This window comes from Shewanella sp. 125m-7 (assembly GCF_052977045.1).
Genome location: NZ_JBRILQ010000070.1, coordinates 1 through 15,806, shown reverse-complemented (window position 1 = coordinate 15,806; position 15,806 = coordinate 1). Strand labels below are relative to the sequence as shown.

The following is a 15,806-nucleotide window of genomic DNA, read 5'->3' as shown; positions in this document are numbered from 1 at the left end:
GTAGCTGAGATCGTTGCTTAATTAGCAATCGTCTTAACTCGATACTGAAAAAGGCAGCTTAGGCTGCCTTTTTTATTTTTATTGTGTTTAGGTTTAATTTGTTAGTGAAGCTGGGCTATGTATTCTTGCCAAATAAGTGGAATAAGAATACAATCTATGACCGATTTTTGACTCGTTGATTATACTTAACCTAAGTGTGTCGAGTAGTCGCCAGTTCGGATAGCTAGTCTGACTGAATTTTTCACTGAGCAAAATGCTATTTCATAGTGTCACTTGACTCAGAACGTAGTGAGTAACGGAATTAACCGATGACAACAAATACTGAAAGCCAGGGTAACTCTCTGGATATCGTAAAGTGGAGCCTAGTCGTAATCTTGTTGGCTGCTGCAATTATTGGCAATCAATATTTTAATGAAGCAAGTGTCGTAGTGCGCGCCCTAGGCGTAGTCGTGACTTTTGCTATCGCTGGTTTCATCGCGTTGCAAACAGAGAAAGGCAAGCAAGCTTTAACTTTTGCTCGTGAATCACAGATTGAAGTTCGTAAAGTGGTTTGGCCTACGCGTCAAGAAGCACTCAATACAACTTTCATTGTATTAGCTGCAACAGCCGTTTTAGGTTTAATCCTTTGGGGCCTAGATGCAGTATTGCTTAGAATTGTTAATTTTATTACAGGCGTATAGGCATTAAGTATGACTGAAGCTACTGAAGCTAAAAAAAGATGGTATGTAATTCAAGCGTTTTCCGGCTATGAAGGTCGTGTGTGCAAAACCTTGCTTGAACATATCAGAATGCACGAAATGGAAAGTTACTTCGGTGAGATTTTAGTCCCTACTGAAGAAGTGATCGAAATGCGTGCTGGCCAACGTCGTAAGAGTGAACGTAAATTCTTCCCTGGCTATGTATTAGTTCAGATGGAAATGAATGATGAAAGCTGGCACTTGGTTAAAAGTATCCCACGTGTAATGGGCTTCATCGGTGGTACGTCTGATCGTCCTGCCCCAATTTCTGATAAAGAAGCTGATGCAATTCTTCAGCGTCTGCAAGAAACTACTGAGTCTCCAACGCATCGCGTTATATTCGAGCCAGGTGAAGTTGTTCGTGTTACTGACGGACCTTTTGCTGACTTTAACGGTACTGTTGAAGAAGTGGATTATGAGAAGAACCGCGTTAAGGTTTCTGTAATGATCTTCGGTCGTTCAACACCAGTAGAACTTGATTTTGGTCAGATTGAAAAAAGCTGATTAAATAAAGCGCAAATACTGTTTGGAAATGGGAGCGAATTTATATATAATTCGCTCCCATATTTTTCGGGGAGCTTTTCAACATAGTGTTGATAGCGTTTGTACCCAAACTTGAGGAAATGTCTCATGGCAAAGAAAGTTGATGGTTACATCAAACTGCAAGTCGCAGCCGGTGCTGCAAACCCGTCGCCACCAGTAGGCCCAGCATTGGGTCAGAAAGGTGTTAACATCATGGAATTCTGTAAAGCATTCAACGCTCGTACTGAAAAGTTCGAGAAAGGCATGCCAATTCCTGTAGTTATCACTGTTTACTCTGATCGCTCTTTCACTTTCGAAACTAAGACTCCACCTGCGTCTTTCCTACTGCTTAAAGCAGCAGGTCTGAAATCAGGTTCTGGCCGTCCTAACACGGATAAAGTGGGAACTATCAAGCGTAGCGCTGTCCAGGAAATTGCTGAGACTAAAGCCGCTGATATGACTGGTGCTGATATTGAAGCGATGACTCGCTCAATTGAAGGTACTGCGCGTTCAATGGGTTTGGTAGTAGAGGACTAATATAATGGCAAAGCTAACTAAACGCGCTCGTCTAATTCGCGAGAAAGTTGAAGCGACTAAAAGCTACGACATCAATGAAGCTGTTGCACTTCTTAAAGAACTAGCTACTGCTAAGTTCCTTGAAAGTGTTGACGTTGCGGTTAACCTTGGTGTTGATCCACGTAAATCTGACCAAAACGTTCGTGGCGCTACTGTGCTACCACACGGTACTGGTCGTGACGTACGTGTTGCAGTGTTCACTCAAGGCGCTAACGCTGAAGCTGCTAAAGCAGCGGGTGCTGAGCTTGTTGGTATGGACGAGCTTGCTGCACAAATTAAAGCTGGCGAAATGAACTTCGACGTAGTTATCGCATCTCCAGATGCAATGCGCGTTGTTGGTATGTTAGGTCAAATCTTAGGCCCTCGTGGTCTTATGCCTAACCCAAAAACTGGTACTGTAACGCCAAACGTTGCTGAAGCAGTTAAGAACGCTAAAGCGGGTCAAGTACGCTACCGTAACGATAAGAACGGTATCATCCACACTACTATCGGTAAAGTGGACTTCGAACCAGCTCAACTTAAAGAAAACTTAGAAGCACTACTTGGCGCACTTAAAAAAGCCAAGCCAGCTGCAGCTAAAGGCGTTTTCATTAAGAAAGTAAGCATCTCTACCACTATGGGTGCAGGTGTTGCGGTTGACCAGGGTACTCTGGAAGACGCAAAGTAAATTTACAAAGCTCGCGCATTAGTCTATAATGCGCGCACTTTGTAGGGTTGGGGCTGTGATTTATCCTTTTAGGTTAATAAACAGCCTCCGTCCAAGACCGTAGGTGTTTGTTCAAGTAACTAACTTAATTTCCTGCGTAGACGGTGTCGGACCCCAGATAGATTTTTGTCTGCTGGAATTTTTCGCGCCGTAAGTCGCTAAGTATCTATGATATTTAGCATGGTAATTGCTAGGGAGTTTTCCCTAGATAGAATCCAGGAGTATACCAATGGCGTTAGGACTCGAAGACAAAAAAGCGATTGTTGCTGAAGTCAACGAAGCTGCCAAAGGTGCTTTATCTGCAGTTGTAGCCGATTCACGTGGCGTAACTGTAGCTAATATGACCGGACTTCGTAAAGCAGCTCGTGAAGCTGGAGTGTACATACGTGTAGTACGTAACACTCTTGTTAAGCGTGCTGTTGCTGGTACTGATTTTGAGTGCCTAAGCGATACGTTTACTGGTCCTACTTTGATTGCATTCTCTACTGAGCACCCAGGTGCAGCTGCGCGTCTTCTTAAAGACTTCGCTAAAGAGCAAGAGAAATTTGAAATCAAAGCAGCAGCCTTTGAAGGGGAATTAATCCCTGCAGAAAATATTGATCGTTTAGCTAAACTACCAACTTACGAAGAAGCACTAGCTCAGTTCATGATGACTCTAAAAGAAGCATCTGCTGGCAAGTTCGTTCGTACATTGGCCGCTTTACGCGATCAGAAAGAAGCTGCTTAATTTTATAAGCCGCTTTAATTTAAAATTGAATTCAGTACAATTAGGAAACTTTTGTTATGTCTATCACTAAAGACCAAATCTTAGAAGCCCTTGCAGCAATGTCTGTAATGGAAGTTGTTGAACTAATCGAAGCTATGGAAGAGAAGTTCGGCGTATCTGCAGCTGCTGCTGTTGTTTCAGGTGGTGGCGATGCTGCTGCTGCTGAAGAGCAAACAGAATTCGACGTAATTCTTACTTCATTCGGCGCAAACAAAGTAGCTGTAATTAAAGCTCTTCGTGGCGCTACAGGTCTAGGCCTGAAAGAAGCTAAAGCTATGGCTGAAGCTGCTCCAGTAGCAGTTAAAGAAGCTATCTCTAAAGAAGAAGCTGATGCTCTTAAAACTGATCTAGAAGCGGCTGGTGCTGCAGTAGAGATCAAGTAAGTTATATTTTAACTTACAACCTCCCGAGTAATCGGGTGGAGGCTGGCGGTTTTTTAACCGTCGGCCTTTTTTGCGCTGTATGCGCAGGCGATTTTTTATTCACCGTTTATCGCCAGATTTCGCAGTTCCTAGCAGAGATTACTGGTTAGGTTCTTGCTTTCAACGGTGATGGGCAAACGCGCTGTTTCGACAATATCAGTTGATTCAGTCTTGGTCACATCTCGCAATCAGAGGAAACCCATGGTTTACTCCTATTCTGAAAAGAAGCGTATTCGCAAAGACTTTGGTAAACGTCCACGTGTTTTGGATATTCCTTACCTTTTGTCAATCCAGTTGGACTCTTTTAAGAAGTTCACCGATCAAGATCCTACAGGTGAGCGTGGCTTTGAAGCTGCCTTCCGTAGCGTTTTTCCCATCAAGAGCTTTTCTGGTAATTCTGAGCTGCAATATGTCAGTTACAAACTAGGTGAGCCTGTTTTTGATGTGAAAGAGTGTCAAATCCGCGGTGTTACATACTCAGCTCCTCTACGCGTTAAATTGCGTATGGTTCTGTATGACCGTGAAGCGGCACCTGGCACAGTAAAAGACATTAAAGAACAAGAAGTCTATATGGGGGATATCCCTCTTATGACTGACAACGGTACCTTTGTTATCAATGGTACTGAGCGTGTAATCGTGTCTCAGCTACACCGTAGCCCAGGCGTATTCTTTGATCATGACCGTGGTAAAACCCACTCTTCAGGTAAGGTGCTGTATAACGCACGTATTATTCCTTACCGTGGTTCTTGGTTAGACTTTGAATTCGATCCGAAAGATGCTTTGTTTGTTCGTATTGATCGCCGTCGTAAGCTAGCGGCAACGATCATTCTGCGCGCTCTAGATTATTCAACTCAAGATATTCTTGATCTGTTCTTCGATCGCGTAAACTTTAAGATCAAAAAAGATTCACTCGTAATGGATCTTGTTGCTGACCGTCTACGTGGCGAAACAGCAAGCTATGATATTAAAGATATTGACGGAACCGTTTTAGTTGAGAAAGGTCGTCGCATCACTGCGCGTCATATTCGTCAGCTAGAAACGTCAAACACGACTGAGCTTGAAGTACCAGTTGAGTACATCTCTGGTAAGATTTCTGGTAAAGATTATATCGATCCAGATACAGGTGAAGTATTGGTTTCTGCTAACGCAGAAATTAGCCTTGAAGATCTAGCTAAGCTATCTATGGCTGGTATCAAAGAGATCAGCACGCTGTTTATCAATGAACTTGATAACGGTGCATATATCTCTGACACTCTACGTATCGATTCAACGACTAACCGCCTAGAAGCGCTAGTTGAAATCTATCGTATGATGCGTCCAGGCGAGCCACCAACCAAAGATGCAGCAGAAGCACTATTTAACAATCTTTTCTTCAGCGAAGAACGTTATGATCTATCTAAAGTAGGTCGTATGAAGTTCAACCGTCGTCTAAGCATTGGTGACGATGAAGGTACTGGTATTCTTTCTAAAGAAGATATCGTTGCCGTGATGAAGAATATTATTGCTATCCGCAACGGTTTTGACGAAGTGGATGATATCGATCACTTGGGTAACCGACGTATCCGTAGTGTTGGTGAAATGGCTGAAAACCAGTTCCGTGTAGGTCTTGTTCGTGTTGAACGTGCCGTACGTGAGCGTTTAAGCCTTGGCGATCTAAATGAGCTTATGCCTCAGGATTTGATCAACGCTAAGCCAATCTCTGCAGCAGTTAAAGAATTCTTTGGCTCTTCACAGCTTTCACAGTTCATGGACCAAAACAACCCATTGTCAGAAGTGACGCATAAGCGTCGTATTTCTGCTCTAGGTCCTGGTGGTTTGACACGTGAACGTGCTGGTTTCGAAGTTCGAGACGTACACCCGACTCACTACGGTCGCCTATGTCCAATCGAAACGCCAGAAGGTCCAAACATTGGTTTGATCAACTCGTTGGCAACCTTTGCTCGTACTAACAACTATGGTTTCCTTGAAACACCTTACCGCAAGGTTATCGATGGTGTGGTTACTGATGAGGTAGATTACCTATCAGCAATCGAAGAAGGCCGTTACGTTATTGCACAGGCTATCGTTCAGTTAGATGAGAACGGTCGCATGATGGACGAGTTGATTGCTTGTCGTCATAAGGGTGATTCAACCTTTATGGGCGTAGCTGACATCCAGTATATGGACGTTTCACCACAACAGATTATTTCTGTTGCGGCATCGCTAATTCCGTTCCTAGAACACGATGATGCTAACCGTGCATTGATGGGTGCGAACATGCAACGTCAGGCCGTTCCAACACTACGTGCTGATAAGCCGTTAGTTGGTACTGGTATTGAACGTACACTTGCTGTTGACTCTGGCGTGGTTGTTGCTGCTAAACGTGGTGGTTATGTTGACTACGTTGATGCGAGCCGTATCGTTGTTAAAGTTAACGAAGCTGAGTTAACTCCAGGCGAAGCGGGTATCGATATTTACAACTTGACCAAATACACGCGTTCTAACCAGAACACATGTATTAACCAGCGTCCTTGTTGTTCAGTCGGTGATCCAATTGTTCGTGGCGACGTACTTGCTGATGGTCCATCTACCGATTTAGGTGATTTGGCTCTTGGTCAGAACATGCGTATCGCGTTCATGCCTTGGAACGGTTACAACTTCGAAGATTCGATCTTGATTTCTGAGCGTGTTGCGATGGAAGATCGTTTCACGACTATCCACATTCAAGAGCTTTCGTGTATTGCTCGTGATACTAAGTTGGGTAGTGAAGAGATCACTGCTGATATTCCAAACGTTGGTGAATCTGCGCTTTCTAAGCTAGATGAGTCAGGTATCGTTTATATCGGTGCAGAAGTTAAGGGTGGCGACATCCTAGTTGGTAAAGTAACACCTAAAGGTGAAACTCAGCTGACTCCTGAAGAGAAGCTTCTCCGAGCAATCTTTGGTGAAAAAGCCTCTGACGTTAAAGACAGTTCACTACGCGTACCTAACTCTGTTAAAGGTACTATCATCGACGTACAAGTATTTACTCGTGACGGCGTTGAGAAAGACAAGCGTGCTGTAGAAATCGAAGAGATGCATATCGCTCAGGCGAAGAAGGATTTGACTGAAGAGTTCAAAATTCTTGAAGATGGTGTTATCGGTCGTGCTCGCAACCTATTAATTGGTGCTGGTTTCGACGAAGCGCAACTTGCTGCAATCCCACGTTCACAATTGTTGGTTCAAACCATCGAAGATGAAGGTAAGCAAACTGAGCTAGAGCAACTAGCTGAGCAAGCGGATGAGCTAAAAGCCGATTTCGATAAGAAGTTTGAAGTTAAGCGTCGTAAGATCACCCAAGGTGATGACTTAGCACCTGGTGTACTAAAAATTGTTAAGGTTTACTTAGCCGTTAAACGTACCATCCAGCCTGGTGATAAGATGGCGGGTCGTCACGGTAACAAGGGTGTAATCTCTAAGATTTGTCCTGTTGAAGACATGCCTTACGATGAAAGTGGTAACCCAATCGACATCGTATTGAACCCACTTGGTGTACCTTCACGTATGAACATCGGTCAGGTACTTGAAGTTCATATGGGCGCAGCAGCAAAAGGCATCGGTAATCGTATTACTGAAATGCTTGAAGAGCAGCGCGAACTGGCAGAACTTCGCGGATACATCAAGCAGGTTTATGAACTAGGTGACGAAGTAATTCAAAAAGTCGACATCGATTCATTTACAGATGATGAAATCTTGCGTCTTGCTAAAAACCTTAAAGGCGGTGTGCCGATTGCTACACCTGCGTTTGATGGCGCCAAAGAGAAAGAGATCAAGCAGATGCTTGAACTTGCAGGCCTACCACAATCTGGTCAGTTAACACTGATTGATGGTCGTACTGGTAACGAATTTGAGCGTAAAGTAACCGTTGGTTACATGTATATGCTTAAGCTTAACCACTTGGTTGACGATAAGATGCACGCCCGTTCTACCGGTTCGTACAGTCTTGTTACTCAGCAGCCATTGGGTGGTAAAGCACAGTTCGGTGGTCAGCGTTTCGGTGAGATGGAAGTATGGGCACTTGAAGCTTACGGTGCAGCATATACCCTTCAGGAAATGCTAACTGTTAAGTCAGATGATGTTAACGGTCGTACTCAGATGTATAAGAACATCGTCGACGGTAACCATCAGATGCAACCAGGTATGCCTGAATCTTTCAACGTATTGTTGAAAGAGATCCGTTCACTTGGTATCAACATCGAGTTAGATACTAAGTAAAACAGGTTACCGCCTCTATTTGGCAAAATCGGTGCTCTGCAGTTGCGGAGCACCTGATTTAACTCCTTCAGGAGAGAAACGTGAAAGATTTATTAAAGTTTCTGAAACAGCAAAGCAAGACTGAAGAATTTGAAGGTATTAAGATTGGCCTAGCGTCGCCAGACTTGATCCGTTCTTGGTCTTTTGGTGAAGTTAAGAAGCCAGAAACCATTAACTACCGTACATTTAAGCCTGAACGTGAAGGTTTATTCTGTGCGCGTATTTTTGGTCCAGTAAAAGATTATGAATGTTTATGCGGTAAGTATAAGCGTCTTAAGCACCGTGGTGTGATCTGTGAAAAGTGTGGCGTTGAAGTTACACAGACTAAAGTACGTCGTGAGCGTATGGGTCACATTGATCTTGCTAGCCCAGTTGCACACATTTGGTTCTTGAAGTCACTTCCGTCACGTATCGGTTTGATGCTAGACATGACTCTTCGTGATATCGAACGTGTACTTTACTTCGAATCTTTCGTAGTAATCGAGCCTGGCATGACCAGTCTTGAACGCGGCCAAATGCTAACAGAAGAAAACTATCTGGATGCATTGGAAGAGTACGGTGATGAATTCGACGCCAAGATGGGTGCTGAAGCAGTTCTAGAATTGCTACGTGCTATTGAGCTAGAGAAAGAAATTGAGATGATGCGCGAAGAGCTGCCATCTATCAATTCTGAAACTCGTCGTAAGAAGGTCACTAAGCGTCTTAAGCTTATTGAGGCATTCTTCACTTCAGGCAACAAGCCTGAGTGGATGATCCTTAAAGTGCTACCGGTTCTGCCACCAGATCTACGTCCTCTAGTTCCACTAGATGGCGGACGTTTTGCTACGTCTGATTTGAACGACCTTTACCGTCGTGTAATCAACCGTAACAACCGTCTAAAGCGTCTGTTAGACCTAGCTGCTCCAGATATCATCGTACGTAACGAAAAGCGTATGTTGCAAGAGTCTGTTGATGCGCTATTAGATAACGGTCGTCGTGGTCGTGCTATTACGGGTTCTAACAAGCGTCCGCTTAAATCTTTGGCTGATATGATCAAAGGTAAGCAAGGTCGTTTCCGTCAGAACTTGCTAGGTAAGCGTGTTGACTATTCTGGTCGTTCGGTAATTACCGTAGGTCCAACTTTACGTCTACACCAGTGTGGTCTTCCTAAGAAGATGGCACTTGAGCTATTTAAGCCATTCATCTATGGCAAGCTAGAAGGTCGTGGTTTAGCGACTACTATTAAAGCTGCTAAGAAGATGGTTGAGCGCGAAGTTCCAGAAGTATGGGACGTGCTAGATGACGTGATCCGCGAACACCCAGTGATGCTTAACCGTGCACCAACACTGCACAGACTAGGTATCCAGGCATTTGAGCCAGTACTAATCGAAGGTAAAGCGATTCAGCTTCACCCATTGGTTTGTGCGGCATACAACGCCGATTTCGACGGTGACCAAATGGCTGTTCACGTGCCACTAACGCTTGAAGCGCAGTTAGAAGCACGTTCACTAATGATGTCAACCAACAACATCTTGTCACCTGCAAACGGTGAGCCGGTGATTACACCATCTCAAGACGTTGTATTGGGTCTTTACTACACTAGCCGTGAGCGAATTAACGGCAAGGGTGAAGGCATGGCATTCGCTGATGTGGCTGAAGTTGAAAAAGCTTACCGCACCGGTGTTGCAGAGCTACACGCTCGCGTTAAGGTACGTATTACCGAAACTGCAACCAATGAAGCTGGCGAGAAAGTGAAGACACGTCGTATCGTAGATACTACGGTTGGTCGTGCATTGCTTTCAACGATTCTGCCGAAAGGTCTTTCTTATGATTTGGTTAACCAAAACATGGGTAAGAAGCAGATTTCTAAGCTATTGAACACTTGTTACCGTCAACTAGGTCTTAAAGATACCGTTATCTTTGCTGACCAATTGATGTATACCGGTTTCCATTATGCAACTGTGTCAGGTGCCTCTGTAGGTATCGACGATATGGTTATCCCTGATGAGAAATACACCTTAGTTGCTGATGCTGAAGCGGAAGTTCTTGAAATTCAAGAGCAGTTCCAATCTGGTCTAGTAACTGCTGGTGAGCGTTACAACAAAGTAATTGATATCTGGGCAAGCGCGAACGAGAAAGTCTCTAAAGCGATGATGGCTAACCTGTCTACTGAGACAGTGATTAACCGTGATGGCGTTGAGGAACAGCAAGAGTCATTTAACAGCATCTATATGATGGCTGACTCGGGCGCTCGTGGTAGTGCTGCACAGATCCGTCAGTTAGCGGGTATGCGTGGTCTGATGGCGAAACCAGATGGTTCAATCATCGAGACACCAATTACCGCTAACTTCCGTGAAGGTCTAAACGTATCTCAGTACTTTATTTCTACTCACGGTGCGCGTAAAGGTCTTGCGGATACGGCATTGAAGACAGCTAACTCTGGTTACCTGACTCGTCGTTTAGTCGATGTTGCTCAAGATTTAGTTGTAATCGAAGATGACTGTGGAACGTTCGAAGGTCTGACTATGAAGCCGCTGATTGAAGGTGGTGATGTAGTTGAGCCGTTACGTGAACGTGTTCTTGGTCGTGTTGTTGCACAAGATGTGTTGAAGCCAGGTACTGAAGAAGTACTTGTGCCACGTAACACGCTTCTTGACGAAGCATGGTGTGACATCATTGAACATAACTCTATCGACGAAATGATTGTTCGCTCAGTCATTAGCTGTGATACGGACTTCGGTGTTTGTAAGTTCTGTTATGGTCGTGATTTGGCTCGTGGTCATATCATCAACCAAGGTGAAGCTATTGGTGTTGTTGCTGCTCAGTCAATTGGTGAGCCAGGAACGCAGCTTACGATGCGTACTTTCCACATCGGTGGTGCGGCGTCTCGAGCTTCTGCAGAGAACAACGTACAAGTTAAGAACTCAGGTACGCTTAAGTTACACAACGCTAAGTTTGTAACTAACAGCAATGGCAAATTGGTAATTGTTTCTCGTTCTTCTGAACTTGCAATTATTGATGAGCTTGGCCGTGAGAAAGAACGTTATAAGGTTCCTTACGGTACCGTTCTTGAGAAATTGGAAGATGATGGTGTTGCTGCTGGCGAAATTATCGCTAAGTGGGATCCGCATACTCACCCAATTATCACTGAAGTGGCAGGTAGTATTAAGTTCGTCGATATGATTGAAGGTGTCACTATGACACGTCAAACAGATGAACTTACCGGTCTGTCTTCAATCGTAGTGCTAGAAGTAGGTCAACGTCCAACAGCTGGTAAAGAGATGCGTCCTATGATCCGTCTTTCTGCTGCTGATGGTAGCGATTTGATGATCCCTGGTACTGAAGTACCAGCGCAATACTTCTTGCCTGGACAAGCGATTGTTAACCTTGACGATAACGCGCCAATTAACGTTGGTGATGCATTAGCACGTATTCCTCAAGAATCTTCAAAGACTCGCGATATTACCGGTGGTCTACCACGCGTTGCTGACTTGTTCGAAGCGCGTAAGCCAAAAGAGCCTGCTATTCTTGCTGAAGTATCGGGAACAATCTCGTTCGGTAAAGAAACCAAAGGTAAGCGTCGTCTAGTGATCACCCCTGCTGATGGCGGTGAGCACTATGAAGAGATGATTCCTAAGTGGCGTAACCTAAACGTGTTCGAAGGTGAAAAAGTCGAACGTGGTGAAGTTATTGCCGATGGTGCAGAAGCGGCACACGACATTCTACGTTTACGTGGTATCCACAATGTGGCTAACTACATCGTAAATGAAGTGCAGGACGTTTACCGTCTTCAGGGCGTTAAGATCAACGACAAGCACATTGAGGTGATTATTCGCCAGATGTTGCGTAAGTGTTTGATCGTAGACGCTGGTGACAGTAATTTCCTACCGGGTGAGCAAGCTGAAGTATCTCGCGTTAAGATCGCTAACCGCGAACTTGAAGCGCAAGGTAAGCAGCCTGCTACATTCGAACGTGAGCTTCTTGGTATTACTAAGGCGTCACTAGCAACAGAATCGTTCATCTCTGCAGCATCGTTCCAGGAGACCACTCGTGTTCTTACTGAAGCGGCTGTTGGTGGTAAGAGCGATAAGTTACGTGGTCTGAAAGAGAACGTAATTGTTGGTCGTCTAATCCCTGCTGGTACGGGTTACTCATACCACCAGAAGCGTGCTGAAGCTGCTGCTAAACCTGCGGCTTCTGAAGCGCCAGCGATTAGTGCGAGCGAAGCTGAGCAGAACCTTGCGGATCTTCTAAATCTAGCTGGAAGCAACGATTAATCGATGCTAAAAAGTAAATAGATTGTAAAAAAGGCGCTTTTAGCGCCTTTTTTTTACTTTAAATCGGTTAAAAGTTGTCTATTTCTTGACAGATAGCCCATACACTTCTAAAATTTCGCGTCCCACACCTGTGGGATATAGATTTTTCACACCTTACTGTTGATTTAGTCAACTGATTCGGAGCTATACATGGCAACTGTAAACCAGTTGGTACGTAAGCCACGTTCGCCAAAAGTCGATAAGACTAATGTGCCTGCGTTGGAAGCGTGTCCACAAAAACGTGGTGTTTGTACTCGCGTATATACAACTACACCAAAAAAACCTAACTCTGCACTACGTAAAGTAGCTCGTGTGCGTCTAACTAACGGTTTCGAAGTAACTTCGTACATCGGCGGTGAAGGCCACAACCTGCAGGAACACAGCGTAATTCTAATCCGTGGCGGTCGTGTAAAAGACTTACCGGGTGTGCGTTACCACACTGTACGCGGCGCATTAGATTGTGCTGGTGTAAGTGAACGTCGTCAAGGTCGTTCTAAGTACGGTGCTAAGCGTCCTAAGTCTTAACGTTTTCCGTTAAGTAAGGCCAAGCTAGTTTTTATTGAGATTCCAGTTTTGGGGTCCCTGAAGCATACGGAGAAATTGTTATGCCAAGACGTCGCGTTGTAGGACAACGTAAAATCCTACCAGATCCAAAGTTCAAAAGTGAGTTGCTGGCTAAGTTCATCAACGTCATCATGCAGGACGGCAAAAAGTCGACTGCAGAAAAAATTATCTACAAGGCACTAGATACTGCGTCTGAAAAGAAAGGCGAAGATCATTTAGTAATCCTTGAAGCAGCCCTGGACAACGTACGTCCATCAGTCGAGGTTAAATCTCGTCGTGTTGGTGGTTCTACTTACCAGGTACCATGTGAAGTTCGTCCAGTGCGTCGTAACGCACTAGCGATGCGCTGGTTGGTTGAAGCTGCACGTAAGCGTGGTGAAAAATCTATGGCTTTACGTCTAGCTGGTGAAATGCTAGACGCATCTGAAAACAAAGGTACTGCTGTTAAGAAGCGCGAAGACGTGCATCGTATGGCAGAAGCAAACAAAGCGTTTGCTCATTACCGCTGGTAATATCTTGGCGTGGGTTATACCCCACGCCTTACTTGCATTGCTAACACTCAGATTAAGCTAAAGAGGGTATAAATCGTGGCTCGTACAACTCCAATTGAGCGCTACCGTAATATCGGTATTTGTGCTCATGTTGATGCTGGTAAAACCACTACAACTGAACGTGTTCTTTTCTACACTGGCTTATCTCATAAGATCGGTGAAGTTCATGATGGCGCTGCCACTATGGATTGGATGGAACAAGAACAGGAACGTGGGATTACCATCACCTCAGCCGCAACGACTACTTTCTGGCGCGGAATGGATGCGCAGTTCACTGAGCACCGCATTAACATCATCGACACTCCGGGTCACGTTGACTTCACTATTGAAGTAGAACGTTCTTTGAGAGTACTAGATGGTGCAGTCGTTGTTTTTTGTGGCTCATCAGGGGTAGAACCTCAATCTGAGACTGTTTGGCGACAAGCTGATAAGTATCATGTGCCGCGCTTAGTGTTCGTCAATAAGATGGACCGCGCAGGTGCAAACTTTGATAGCGTAATCGACCAGATCCGTAACCGCCTTGGCGCGACTTGTGTACCTATTCAGATGAATATTGGTGCAGAAGAGGATTTTAGTGGTGTTGTCGATTTGATCAAAATGAAAGCCATTAACTGGTCTGAAGAAGATCAGGGTATGACATTCACTTATGACGCTATTCCTGAACATTTAGCTGAGAAAGCGGCAGAAATGCGCGAATACTTAGTTGAAAGTGCAGCTGAAGCGACAGATGAACTGATGGAAAAGTACCTAGAAGATGGGGAACTTTCAGAAGAAGAGATCAAAAAGGCACTACGTTTACGTACCATAAACAATGAAATCGTATTGGCAACTTGTGGTTCTGCATTTAAGAACAAAGGTGTTCAAGCGGTTTTAGATGCTGTGGTAGATTTTCTACCATCACCTGTCGAAGTCCCTGCAATTAAGGGTATCGATGACAATGAAGAAGAGACATCTCGTCAAGCTGACGATAATGCTCCATTCTCAGCGTTAGCGTTTAAGATTGCCACAGACCCATTCGTAGGCACTTTAACCTTTATGCGTGTTTATTCAGGCGTATTGGAAACGGGTGCAGGCGTATATAACTCTGTTAAGCAAAAGCGTGAACGTATTGGTCGTATGGTGCAAATGCACGCTAATGACCGTCAAGAGATTAAAGAAGTACGCGCTGGCGACATCGCTGCTGCTATCGGTCTTAAAGACGTGACAACTGGCGATACATTGTGCGATATCGATCATAAAGTAATTTTAGAGCGCATGGATTTTCCAGAGCCTGTAATTACTATCGCCGTTGAACCAAGAACCAAGGTTGACCAGGACAAGATGGGGATAGCATTGCAAAAACTTGCAATGGAAGATCCGTCATTCCGTGTTGAAACTGATGAAGAATCGGGACAAACACTGATCTCTGGTATGGGTGAGCTACACTTAGACATCATCGTCGACCGCATGCGTCGTGAGTTTGGTGTCGAGTGTAATGTAGGTAAACCACAAGTTGCATATCGCGAGACTATCCGCAAAACGGTGGAAGTCGAGGGTAAATTCATACGCCAATCTGGTGGTCGAGGTCAATTCGGTCACGTTTGGTTAAAGCTAGAACCTCAAGAAGAAGGTTTTGGTTATGAATTTGTCAACGGAATTGTTGGTGGTGTGATTCCAAAGGAATACATTCCAGCAGTTGATAAGGGAATTCAAGAGCAGATGAAGAGCGGTGTAATAGCTGGTTATCCTGTTCTCGACGTAAAAGTCACCTTGTACGATGGCTCATATCATGATGTGGACTCGAACGAGATGGCCTTTAAAGTCGCCGGTTCAATGGGCTTTAAAAAGGGTGCGCTTGAAGCAGATCCTGCCTTACTTGAACCTTGCATGAAAGTTGAAGTCACAACACCTGAAGATTATATGGGTGATGTAGTTGGAGACTTGAACCGTCGTCGTGGCCTTATTGAAGGCATGGATGATGGCATCGCAGGTGTAAAACTTGTGCATGCAACCGTTCCGTTATCTGAAATGTTCGGTTATGCAACCGACTTGCGCTCTGCCAGTCAGGGACGTGCTTCATACTCTATGGAGTTCTTGAAGTACTCTGATGCACCGCAAAATGTTACTAAAGCAATAATAGAAGCCAGAGGCTAAACTCTCTCCCTCTATTGTTGATATACTTAATTGCTATTGCTCGGTTTTAAGCCGAGCATTTTCTGAAAAGAAAGGAATATATCGTGGCTAAAGAAAAATTTGAACGCGTAAAACCGCACGTAAACGTTGGTACTATCGGACACGTCGACCATGGTAAGACTACTCTTACTGCTGCTATCTCTGCTGTATTGGCAAAGACATATGGCGGTGTTGTACGTGATTTCGCACAGATCGATAACGCTCCAGAAGAGCGTGAGCGCGG

Annotated in this window: 12 protein-coding genes; all 12 read left to right on the top strand. The window is 44.6% G+C overall.

Features of this window, described 5'->3' with window-relative positions; translation table 11 throughout:
- Positions 1-308 precede the first annotated feature (308 nt).
- Positions 309-680: a preprotein translocase subunit SecE gene (secE, locus tag ACVBIL_RS19985; protein ID WP_012279192.1), complete on the top strand. Its 372-nt coding sequence runs from the start codon at positions 309-311 to the stop codon at positions 678-680.
- 9 nt (positions 681-689) lie between these two features.
- Positions 690-1,241, top strand: coding sequence for a transcription termination/antitermination protein NusG (gene nusG, locus ACVBIL_RS19980; RefSeq protein WP_447168691.1), 552 nt, complete (start codon positions 690-692; stop codon positions 1,239-1,241).
- Between the two features lie 126 nt (positions 1,242-1,367).
- The gene (gene rplK, locus ACVBIL_RS19975; RefSeq protein ID WP_447168690.1) at positions 1,368-1,796 is read left to right on the top strand and encodes a 50S ribosomal protein L11; all 429 of its coding nucleotides are present in this window, start codon (positions 1,368-1,370) and stop codon (positions 1,794-1,796) included.
- 4 nt (positions 1,797-1,800) lie between these two features.
- Positions 1,801-2,502: a 50S ribosomal protein L1 gene (gene rplA / locus ACVBIL_RS19970; RefSeq protein ID WP_447168689.1), complete on the top strand. Its 702-nt coding sequence runs from the start codon at positions 1,801-1,803 to the stop codon at positions 2,500-2,502.
- A gap of 268 nt (positions 2,503-2,770) precedes the next feature.
- Positions 2,771-3,268 (top strand): 50S ribosomal protein L10, encoded by a 498-nt coding sequence (gene rplJ, locus ACVBIL_RS19965; RefSeq protein WP_447168688.1) that lies wholly within the window; start codon positions 2,771-2,773, stop codon positions 3,266-3,268.
- A gap of 56 nt (positions 3,269-3,324) precedes the next feature.
- Positions 3,325-3,690 carry a 50S ribosomal protein L7/L12 gene (gene rplL / locus ACVBIL_RS19960; protein ID WP_447168687.1) on the top strand — a complete coding sequence of 122 codons (366 nt, stop codon included), beginning with the start codon at positions 3,325-3,327 and terminating at the stop codon, positions 3,688-3,690.
- A 240-nt stretch (positions 3,691-3,930) separates the two neighbouring features.
- Positions 3,931-7,962 carry a DNA-directed RNA polymerase subunit beta gene (rpoB, locus tag ACVBIL_RS19955; protein WP_447168686.1) on the top strand — a complete coding sequence of 1,344 codons (4,032 nt, stop codon included), beginning with the start codon at positions 3,931-3,933 and terminating at the stop codon, positions 7,960-7,962.
- 80 nt (positions 7,963-8,042) lie between these two features.
- On the top strand, positions 8,043-12,257 hold the full coding sequence (gene rpoC, locus ACVBIL_RS19950; RefSeq protein ID WP_447168685.1) for a DNA-directed RNA polymerase subunit beta': 4,215 nt from the start codon (positions 8,043-8,045) through the stop codon (positions 12,255-12,257).
- 189 nt (positions 12,258-12,446) lie between these two features.
- The gene (rpsL, locus tag ACVBIL_RS19945; protein ID WP_447168684.1) at positions 12,447-12,821 is read left to right on the top strand and encodes a 30S ribosomal protein S12; all 375 of its coding nucleotides are present in this window, start codon (positions 12,447-12,449) and stop codon (positions 12,819-12,821) included.
- 80 nt (positions 12,822-12,901) lie between these two features.
- Complete coding sequence (rpsG, locus tag ACVBIL_RS19940; RefSeq protein ID WP_012153455.1) at positions 12,902-13,372, top strand: 30S ribosomal protein S7; 471 nt, start codon at positions 12,902-12,904, stop codon at positions 13,370-13,372.
- A 75-nt stretch (positions 13,373-13,447) separates the two neighbouring features.
- Positions 13,448-15,544, top strand: a complete 2,097-nt coding sequence (fusA, locus tag ACVBIL_RS19935) for an elongation factor G (RefSeq protein WP_447168683.1) — start codon at positions 13,448-13,450, stop codon at positions 15,542-15,544.
- 83 nt (positions 15,545-15,627) lie between these two features.
- Positions 15,628-15,806 (top strand): GTP-binding protein (locus tag ACVBIL_RS19930; protein ID WP_447168692.1); only part of this gene is annotated, 179 nt, incomplete at its 3' end.